General features: G+C 69.8%; 9 protein-coding genes. 3 read left to right on the top strand and 6 right to left on the bottom strand.

Translation table 11 applies throughout. The annotated features are described in order from the left end of the window. A partial coding sequence (locus QQK83_RS10770) for an NAD(P)-dependent oxidoreductase (protein WP_284264134.1) occupies positions 1–467 on the top strand: 467 nt, incomplete at its 5' end. Positions 468–481: 14 nt separating this feature from the next. Beyond that, positions 482–952 carry an anthrone oxygenase family protein gene (locus QQK83_RS10765; RefSeq protein ID WP_284264133.1) on the top strand — a complete coding sequence of 157 codons (471 nt, stop codon included), beginning with the start codon at positions 482–484 and terminating at the stop codon, positions 950–952. Between the two features lie 19 nt (positions 953–971). On the opposite strand, the gene QQK83_RS10760 is transcribed toward QQK83_RS10765, so the two are convergent. From QQK83_RS10760 to QQK83_RS10750, 3 genes are all read right to left on the bottom strand, one after another. After that, positions 972–1,199, bottom strand: coding sequence for a hypothetical protein (locus QQK83_RS10760; RefSeq protein ID WP_284264130.1), 228 nt, complete (start codon positions 1,197–1,199; stop codon positions 972–974). A gap of 130 nt (positions 1,200–1,329) precedes the next feature. Further along, on the bottom strand, positions 1,330–2,568 hold the full coding sequence (locus QQK83_RS10755) for an aspartate kinase (protein ID WP_284264128.1): 1,239 nt from the start codon (positions 2,566–2,568) through the stop codon (positions 1,330–1,332). Between the two features lie 229 nt (positions 2,569–2,797). Beyond that, positions 2,798–3,442 (bottom strand): SDR family NAD(P)-dependent oxidoreductase, encoded by a 645-nt coding sequence (locus tag QQK83_RS10750; protein WP_284264126.1) that lies wholly within the window; start codon positions 3,440–3,442, stop codon positions 2,798–2,800. A 103-nt stretch (positions 3,443–3,545) separates the two neighbouring features. On the opposite strand from QQK83_RS10750, the gene QQK83_RS10745 reads away from it, so the two are divergent. Then, positions 3,546–4,517, top strand: coding sequence for a threonine dehydratase (locus QQK83_RS10745; RefSeq protein ID WP_284264124.1), 972 nt, complete (start codon positions 3,546–3,548; stop codon positions 4,515–4,517). Positions 4,518–4,660: 143 nt separating this feature from the next. Here QQK83_RS10745 and QQK83_RS10740 read toward each other — a convergent pair whose 3' ends face one another. Genes QQK83_RS10740 through glmS form a run of 3 tightly spaced genes read right to left on the bottom strand, consistent with a single transcriptional unit; the run spans position 4,661 to position 7,745 of the window. Next, positions 4,661–5,344, bottom strand: a complete 684-nt coding sequence (locus tag QQK83_RS10740) for a DNA alkylation repair protein (protein WP_284264122.1) — start codon at positions 5,342–5,344, stop codon at positions 4,661–4,663. Next, positions 5,341–5,937, bottom strand: a complete 597-nt coding sequence (locus tag QQK83_RS10735) for a GNAT family N-acetyltransferase (RefSeq protein WP_284264120.1) — start codon at positions 5,935–5,937, stop codon at positions 5,341–5,343. The genes QQK83_RS10740 and QQK83_RS10735 overlap by 4 nt, the downstream gene beginning before the upstream one ends. Beyond that, positions 5,934–7,745, bottom strand: coding sequence for a glutamine--fructose-6-phosphate transaminase (isomerizing) (gene glmS / locus QQK83_RS10730; protein ID WP_284264118.1), 1,812 nt, complete (start codon positions 7,743–7,745; stop codon positions 5,934–5,936). Before glmS ends, QQK83_RS10735 begins: the two co-directional genes overlap by 4 nt. Between the last annotated feature and the right edge of the window lies 1 nt (position 7,746).

Below are 7,746 nucleotides of genomic sequence, written 5' to 3'. Positions count from 1 at the left end.
CCGATGTCGCCGCGGCCATGCCCGGCCATGACGCCGCCCTGGTCGTGCTGGGGGCCGGGGCCGCGCGCCGCTCGACCATCCGGTCGGAGGGCACGCTCACCGTCATCCGCGCGATGCAACAGGCGGGCATCCGCCGCCTTGTCGTGCAATCGACGCTGGGTGCGCGTGACAGCTGGGGCACGCTGAACTTCTGGTGGAAACGGGTGATGTTCGGCGCGCTGCTCGCCCCCGTCTTCCGCGATCACGAGCTGCAGGAGCGGCTGGTGGAGGCCTCGGGCCTCGACTGGACCATCGTGCGGCCGGGGGCCTTCACCGATGCGCCGACCGCCCGCCCGCCGGTGGAGGATGTGCCCGACAGCGCCCGCGGTCTCGACCTCAAGATCAACCGCGCCGACCTGGCCGCGTTTCTTGCGCGCATCGTGGGCGAGGGCGCCTACCTGCGCCGCGCCGTCGGCCTGTCGAGCTGAGAGGAGAGGGCGAAATGAGCTGGATCCTGCTCTTCTCCGCGATCCTCATGGCACTCGTCGCGGGCGTCTTCCTGGGCTTCTCGGATTTCGTCATGCGGGGGCTGGCCGCGGCCCCCGGAACGGCGGGGGCGGCGGGGATGGTCGGGCTCAACCGCACCGTCTACCGCTCGGTTTTCATGGTGCTTCTGATCGGCTTCGCGCCCGGTTCGCTCACGCTGGGCGGTTTGGCGCTCTGGCAGATGCAGGGGGCGGCGCAGGCCCTGACCCTGACCGGCGCACTTGCCTGTCTGCTTGGCGTCATGGCCGTGACGGGGCGTGGCAACGTTCCGATGAACCGCCGCCTCGAGGCGCTGGCCGGGGATGCGCCGGGGCTTGCGGCCTTTTGGCCGGGCTACCGACGCGACTGGACCCGGCTCAACCACCTGCGCACAGGGGCTTCTGCCCTGGCCGCGCTGGCCTGGGGCATCGCGGCGGGCCTTGCGTGATGCAGGCCCGCCCGCGCGCTCAGACCGCGAAGATGTCCGAGAAGACGTGGCGCACGATGTCGTCGCGCGCGATCCCGCGCTCGGCCAGTTCCGCATCGCTCAGCGCCTGCAGGCGGCGGACACGGTCATAGCGGTCCTGCGCGCCCGAGCTTGCGGCAAAGGCTCTCGCAAGCGCGGCGAAGACGCCCTTGACCGGCGCGGCAAGGCGAAGCGGGCGGCTGGGGGCGTGAAGGGTCTGGGTTGCCATGGGACACCTCTTGTCTCGGCTCGTGTTCCTGTTGACCGCCAAGATAGGGCCAACGGCACCGCCGGGTTAGAGGTCATGCTGCAATGCAGCATTGCGCTGCACGCATATATTGCGCGCAGCGCCGGACGCGTCAGGCGGCCTTGTCGAGGCCGAAGGCGTCGTGCAGCGCCTGCACCGCCAGTTCGAGGTATTTCCGGTCGACCAGCACCGAGACCTTGATCTCGGACGTGGTGATGACCTTGATGTTGATGCCCTCGTCGCGCAGCGTCTGGAACATCTTGGCCGCCACGCCCGCGTGGCTGCGCATCCCGATACCGACGATCGAGACCTTGCAGACATCGGTATCGGCCACCAGGCCGGCGAAATCGATCAGCCCCGCCTCCTTGGCATCCGCCATCGCCTTCTCGGCGCGCTTCACCTCGTTCACCGGGCAGGAGAAGGTCATGTCGGTCGTGCCGCCATCCGAGATGTTCTGCACGATCATGTCGACGTTGACGCCCGCCTCGGCCAGCGGCCCGAAGATCGCCGCGGCGATGCCGGGCCGGTCCTCGATGCCCTGCAGGGTCATCTTGGCTTCGTCGCGGGAGAAGGCCACACCGGCCACCACGTTGCTTTCCACGATATCCTCCTCGGCACAGACCAGCGTGCCTGCGTCATCCGACATTTCCTCGAAGCTCGACAGCACCCGCAGCTTCACGTTGTAGCGCATCGCCAGCTCGACCGAGCGGGTCTGCAGCACCTTGGCCCCGAGCGAGGCCAGCTCCAGCATCTCCTCGAAGGCGATCCGGTCGAGCTTGCGCGCCTTGGACGTGATCCGCGGGTCGGTGGTATAGACCCCGTCCACGTCGGTGTAGATGTCGCACCGTTCCGCCTCGAAGGCCGCGGCAAAGGCCACCGCGGTGGTGTCCGAGCCGCCGCGCCCCAGCGTGGTGATCCGGCCCTCGGGGCTGATCCCCTGGAAGCCCGCCACGACGGCGACCTTCATGCCCTCGCCGAATTTCTTCAGGATGTTGGCGGGCGGGATCTCCTCGATCCGGGCCGCGGCATGGGCCGAGGTCGTCTTGAGCGGCACCTGCCAGCCCTGCCAGCTGCGCGCGGGCACGTCCATTTCCTGCAGCGTCAGCGCCATCAGCCCCGCGGTCACGTTCTCGCCCGCGCTGACGACGGCGTCATATTCGCGGGCATCGTAAAGCGGCGAGGTCTCCTCGACGAAGCCCACCAGCTTGTTGGTCTCGCCCGCCATGGCCGAGACGATGACGATCACGTCATAGCCGTTGGCGACCTCGCGGCCCACGCGCTTGGCGGCGCGCCGGATGCGGTCGAGCGTGGCGACCGAGGTGCCGCCGAATTTCATCACCAGAATGGGCATGGTGCGTCCCCCTGCCAGTCGCCGCGCCTCTTACGGCGGCAGGGGGCGACCCGCAAGGGGCCGGTTGCCGCGGGGTGCTGTTCCCGAGGCCTTCATCTTCCCCCAAATACGGAGGCGACCGGCCTGCCACATGCCCCAGGTGCGCAAGGGGCACAGCCCTCGCCACTTGTCCCCCGGCGGGCGTGCGCCCGCCGCCGGGTCGGTGCGCCGAAGGCGCGGCGAAACCCGCTCAGATGGCGTGCGGCCGGCCATCCCAGGTCTCGAAACATCCCGTGCGCGGCAGGTCGAGCGCCTCGAAGCGCGCGACCAGCCCCGCGACGGCCTCGTCCGTTCCGATCTCGGCCTCCGCTCCGCCCATGTCGGTCCTGACCCAGCCGGGGTGATAGATCCCCACCGCGATCCCCCGCGGCGCAAGATCGGTCGCAAGGTTGCGCCCGAGGTTGATGGCCGCCGCCTTCGAGGCGCGGTAGATGTAGCTGCCGCCCGGTGCGCGGGTGGTCGACCCCATCTGGCTCGCCACGATGGCGATCTTCGGAGCCGAACTGCGCCCGAGGTTCGGCAAGAGCGCCTGCACCGCCAGGAAGACGCCGGTGACATTGACCGCAAAACTCCGCGCCCAGAGCTCGGGCGCGTAGCCGTCCTCGAGGCTCTCCCCCCTGTCGAGATAGACACCCGCGTTGCAGATCAGCAGGTCGACCGCCCGGTCCCCCATCTTGTCGGCCAGCACCCGGACCGACATCGGGTCTGTCACGTCGAGCCGCGCCGTGCCGACCCCGTCCCGCGCGGTCGCGGTCACCTCCGCACCCTGCGCCATGTAGGCCGCCGCCAGCCCCGCGCCGATGCCGCGGTTCGCGCCCGTGATCAGAACATGCATGGTCGTTTCCCCTGTCTTGCGTTCCCCGAGGGGTAGCCGCCCCGGCAGGGATTGCAAGCGCGCGCCCGCCGCGCCACGCTGCACGCCCGGAAGGAGACCCATCATGCGTTTCACCCTCGACGAGCTGCACGCCGCTCATGCGCTGGTCACCCGGCACATGGCCCCGACCCCGCAATATGCCTGGCCGCAGCTGGCCGCGCGCACGGGGGCCGAGGTCTGGGTCAAGCACGAGAACCACACCGCCACGGGCGCCTTCAAGCTGCGCGGCGCGATCACCTTCATCGACTGGGTGACGCGCGCCCACCCGCAGGCGCGCGGCATCTGCACCGCGACGCGGGGCAACCACGGGCAGGGGCAGGCGCGGCAGGCGGTGGCGGCGGGGCTGACCGCCAAGGTCTATGTCCCCCACGGCAACTCGGTCGAGAAAAACGCCGCGATGCGCGCCTTCGGCGCGGAGGTCATCGAGTTCGGCGAGGATTTCGACACCGCCCGGCAGGAGGCTTATCGCGTGGCCGAGGCAGAGGGTCTGGTGATCGTGCCGCCCTTCCACCCCGAGCTTGTGCGCGGCGTGGCGACCTACGGGCTGGAATTGCTGAGTGCCGTGCCCGATCTCGACACGGTCTATGTCCCGATCGGCTGCGGTTCGGGCATCTGCGGCACGCTCCTCGCACGCGACGCGCTGGGGCTGCAGACGAAGATCGTGGGCGTCGTCAGCGAGAAGGCCCAGACCGCGAAGCTCTCGGCCGAGGCCGGGCAGTTGATCGAGACCGAGAGCGCGCGCACCTTCGCCGACGGTATGGCCGTGCGGGTGCCGGTGGCCGAGGCGCTGGCGATCTACGGGCCGGGGGCGGAGCGGATCGTCACCGTGTCGGACGCGGAGATCGCCGAGGCGATCCGCATCTATTACCGCGACATTCACAATCTCGCCGAGGGGGCGGGGGCCGCGCCGCTGGCGGCGCTGATGCAGGAGCGCGACCGGATGGCGGGCAGGAAGGTCGGCGTGATCCTGTGCGGAGGCAACATCGACACCGATTGGTTCCTGACGGTGATGTCCGGCGGCGTGCCCGAGGTCTGAGGCGCGCGCCGCGTGCGCGGCGCGGTTGCGAATTTTCGTACGAAAATTCGCATGGCGATCCGTGAATTTTCGTACGAAAATTCGCGTGGCTGGCCGCTGGTCGCGGTCCGTGCCCCCTCGGGGGTATCGGTCCGGATGGCGGATCAGCCGGGCAGGTGGCGCGCCGCCTCTTTCGCGGCGAAGGGCTTCAGGTCCGGGCCGTGCTCGGCGAGCCAGCCCCGGACCCTGTCGGGCTCGCGTTTCGACAGCTCGCGCAGCCACCAGGCCACGGCCTTCTGGATGAACCAGTCACGCTCCGGGGCGAGGGTTTCGCACCAACCGAGGATGCGGGCGCGGGCTGCCGCCTCGGTCGGCGCGGGATGGCGCGACTTGGTGAAGGGCAGGGTGAAGACCAGCGCCGCGCGGCGGGTCCACATGTGTTCCGAGGCGATCCAGCCCTCGACCTGGTCGAGGCGCGCGGGGTTCTGAAGCAGGCGCTTCGCGCCGCCCTGCGCCACGGCATCGGCGATGGCCCAGCTGTCGAATCCGGGCACGAAGCCCGCGATGCAGTCCCATGCGGCCGTGTCGTCCGGGCGCATCCGGGCTTGCAGGAACAGCTTTCCCGCCGCCAGCCGCGCCTCGAATATGTCGCTCTCCCAGAGACCCTGCGCAAGCGCCACGAGCTGAGGCAGATCGAGGGCGCTCCGCCACTCCGCGGCAAGCTCGCCCGTGACCGCGTTCGACAGGCCCAGAACCTCCCGCGTCTGCTTGTGATAGGCGCGCATCTCGTCGGCCCTGACGGGGTTTGCATGGGCGCGCAGCGCGGCGATGGCGTCCTCCGCCTTCATCGCGGCTGCGCGATCTGCCAGTCGAGATGCGCTTTCACCGTCGGCCAGTCCGCCGCCGTCACCGAATAGACCGCCGTGTCGCGGATCGTGCCGTTGGGCTGGCGCATATGCGCGCGCAGGATGCCGTCGAGCTGTGCGCCCAGCCGTTCGATGGCACGGCGGGACTGGTGGTTCAGGCGATGGGTGCGGAATTCCACGGCAAGGCAGCCCCAGGTGTCGAAGGCCTGGCCCAGCATCAGGCGCTTGGCCTCGGTGTTCACCGGCCCGCGCTGCGCCGAGGGGGCGATCCAGGTCGAGCCGATCTCGACCCGAGGCGTGGCATGGTCGATGTTCATGTAGGTCGTCATCCCGACCGGGCGGCCGGTGGCGTCGAGCGTCGCAAAGGGGATCATGGCGCCGATCTCGCGCAGGCGCAGGCGGCGGTCGATCTCCGCAGCCATGCCCTTGGGGGCGGGCACGGTGGTGTACCACAGCCGGTGCAGATCGCCCTCGGCGCTGGCCTCGGACAGGGGCGCGGCGTGGTCGGGCGACAGCGGCACAAGGCTGACGTGGCGGCCCTTCAGCGTCAGGTCAGCCGGGCCGAGGCGGCTCATTCCACGGTCACCGACTTCGCCAGGTTGCGGGGCTGGTCCACGTCGGTGCCCTTATGCAGCGCCGTGTGGTAGGCAATCAGCTGCGCGGGCACCGCGTAGAGCAGCGGCGCGAAGACCGGGTCGACGGTCGGCATCACCAGCGTCTGCCAGACGCCATCGCCCGCGGCCTCGGCCCCCTCGGCGTCGGTGACCAGCCAGACCCGGCCCTCGCGGGCCATGACCTCCTGCATGTTCGAGACGGTCTTGTCGAAAAGCGCATCGCGCGGGGCAAGGACGACCACCGGCACGGTCTTGTCCACCAGCGCGATGGGGCCGTGCTTCAACTCGCCCGAGGCATAGCCCTCGGCGTGGATATAGCTGATTTCCTTGAGCTTCAGCGCGCCCTCCAGCGCCATCGGGAACATCGCGCCGCGCCCGAGGAACAGGACCGAGCGCGCCTCGGCCAACCGCCGGGTGCGTTTCTCGATCTTCGGCTCCAGCGCGAGCGCCTGGTTGATCAGCCCCGGAAGCGCGGCGAAGCCCGCCAGCAGCTCGGCCTCGCGCGGGGCGTCGATGCGCCCGCGCTGGCGGGCGGCCATGATGGCGAGATGGGCCAGAACGCCCAGCTGGTTCATGAAGGCCTTGGTCGAGGCCACGCCGACCTCGACACCGGCGAGGATCGGAAGGGCGAGGTCGCTTTCCCGCGCGATGGAGCTTTCGGCGACATTCACGACCGAGACGATCCGCTCGGCTTTGTCGCGGGCGTAGCGCAGCGCGGCGAGCGTGTCGGCGGTCTCGCCCGACTGGCTGACGAAAAGGGCGGTGGAGCGGTTCGAGACGGGCGGTTCGCGGTAGCGGAACTCGGAGGCGATATCGACGTCGCAGGGCAGGCCCGCGAGTTGCTCGAACCAGTATTTCGCCACGTGGCAGGCGTAATGCGCCGTTCCGCAGGCCACGAGGATCAGCCGGTCGGTCGCGGCGAAATCGAGGTCGCCCTCGCGGATCGAGACCTGTTTGCCGTCCGAGTAATGCCGCAGGCAATCGGCCAGCGCGGTGGGCTGCTCGAAAATCTCCTTGGCCATGAAATGCCGGTGCCCGGCCTTGTCCACGGCGGCGGCCTCGGCGCTGATGACGCGCAGCTCGCGGTTGGCAAGCTGGCCTGCCGCGTCGCGGATCTCGACGCCCGCGCGGGTGACGAAGGCGATGTCGCCCTCGTCGAGATAGGTGATCCGTTGCGTCAGCGGCGCCAGCGCGATGGCGTCGGAGCCCACGAACATCTCGCCCTCGCCATGCCCGATGGCCAAGGGCGAGCCGCGGCGGGCGGCGACGATCAGGTCGTCCTCGCCGTCGAAGAGGAAGGCCAGCGCAAAGGCCCCCTCCAGCCGTTTCACCGTTTCGGCCGCGGCCCCTTGCGGCGTCAGCCCCTCGTCCAGGAACCGCTCGCAGAGCTTCGCCACGGTCTCGGTATCCGTCTCGCTCTCGAAGGGCTTGTCGGACAGTTCGGCGCGCAGCTCGCGGTAATTCTCGATGATGCCGTTATGCACCACCGCGACCCGGCCCGCGCGATGGGGGTGGGCGTTGGCCTCGGACGGGCCGCCATGGGTGGCCCAGCGGGTGTGACCGATGCCGGCCTTGCCTGCCAGCGGCTCGTGGACCAGCCGGTCGGACAGGTTGTAGAGCTTGCCCACCGCGCGGCGGCGGTCGAGCTGGCCATCCTGCAGCGTGGCGATGCCCGCGCTGTCGTAGCCGCGGTATTCCAGCCGCTTCAGCGCCTCGAGGATGAGGGGGGCGACCTCGTGACTGCCCAGAATTCCGACGATCCCGCACATG

The sequence above is a fragment of the Roseicyclus amphidinii genome (genome assembly GCF_030163755.1).
Taxonomy (GTDB): Bacteria; Pseudomonadota; Alphaproteobacteria; order Rhodobacterales; family Rhodobacteraceae; genus Roseicyclus; species Roseicyclus amphidinii.
The sequence above is the reverse complement of the archived record's forward strand: the minus strand, read 5'-3'. Positions and strand labels throughout refer to the sequence as shown.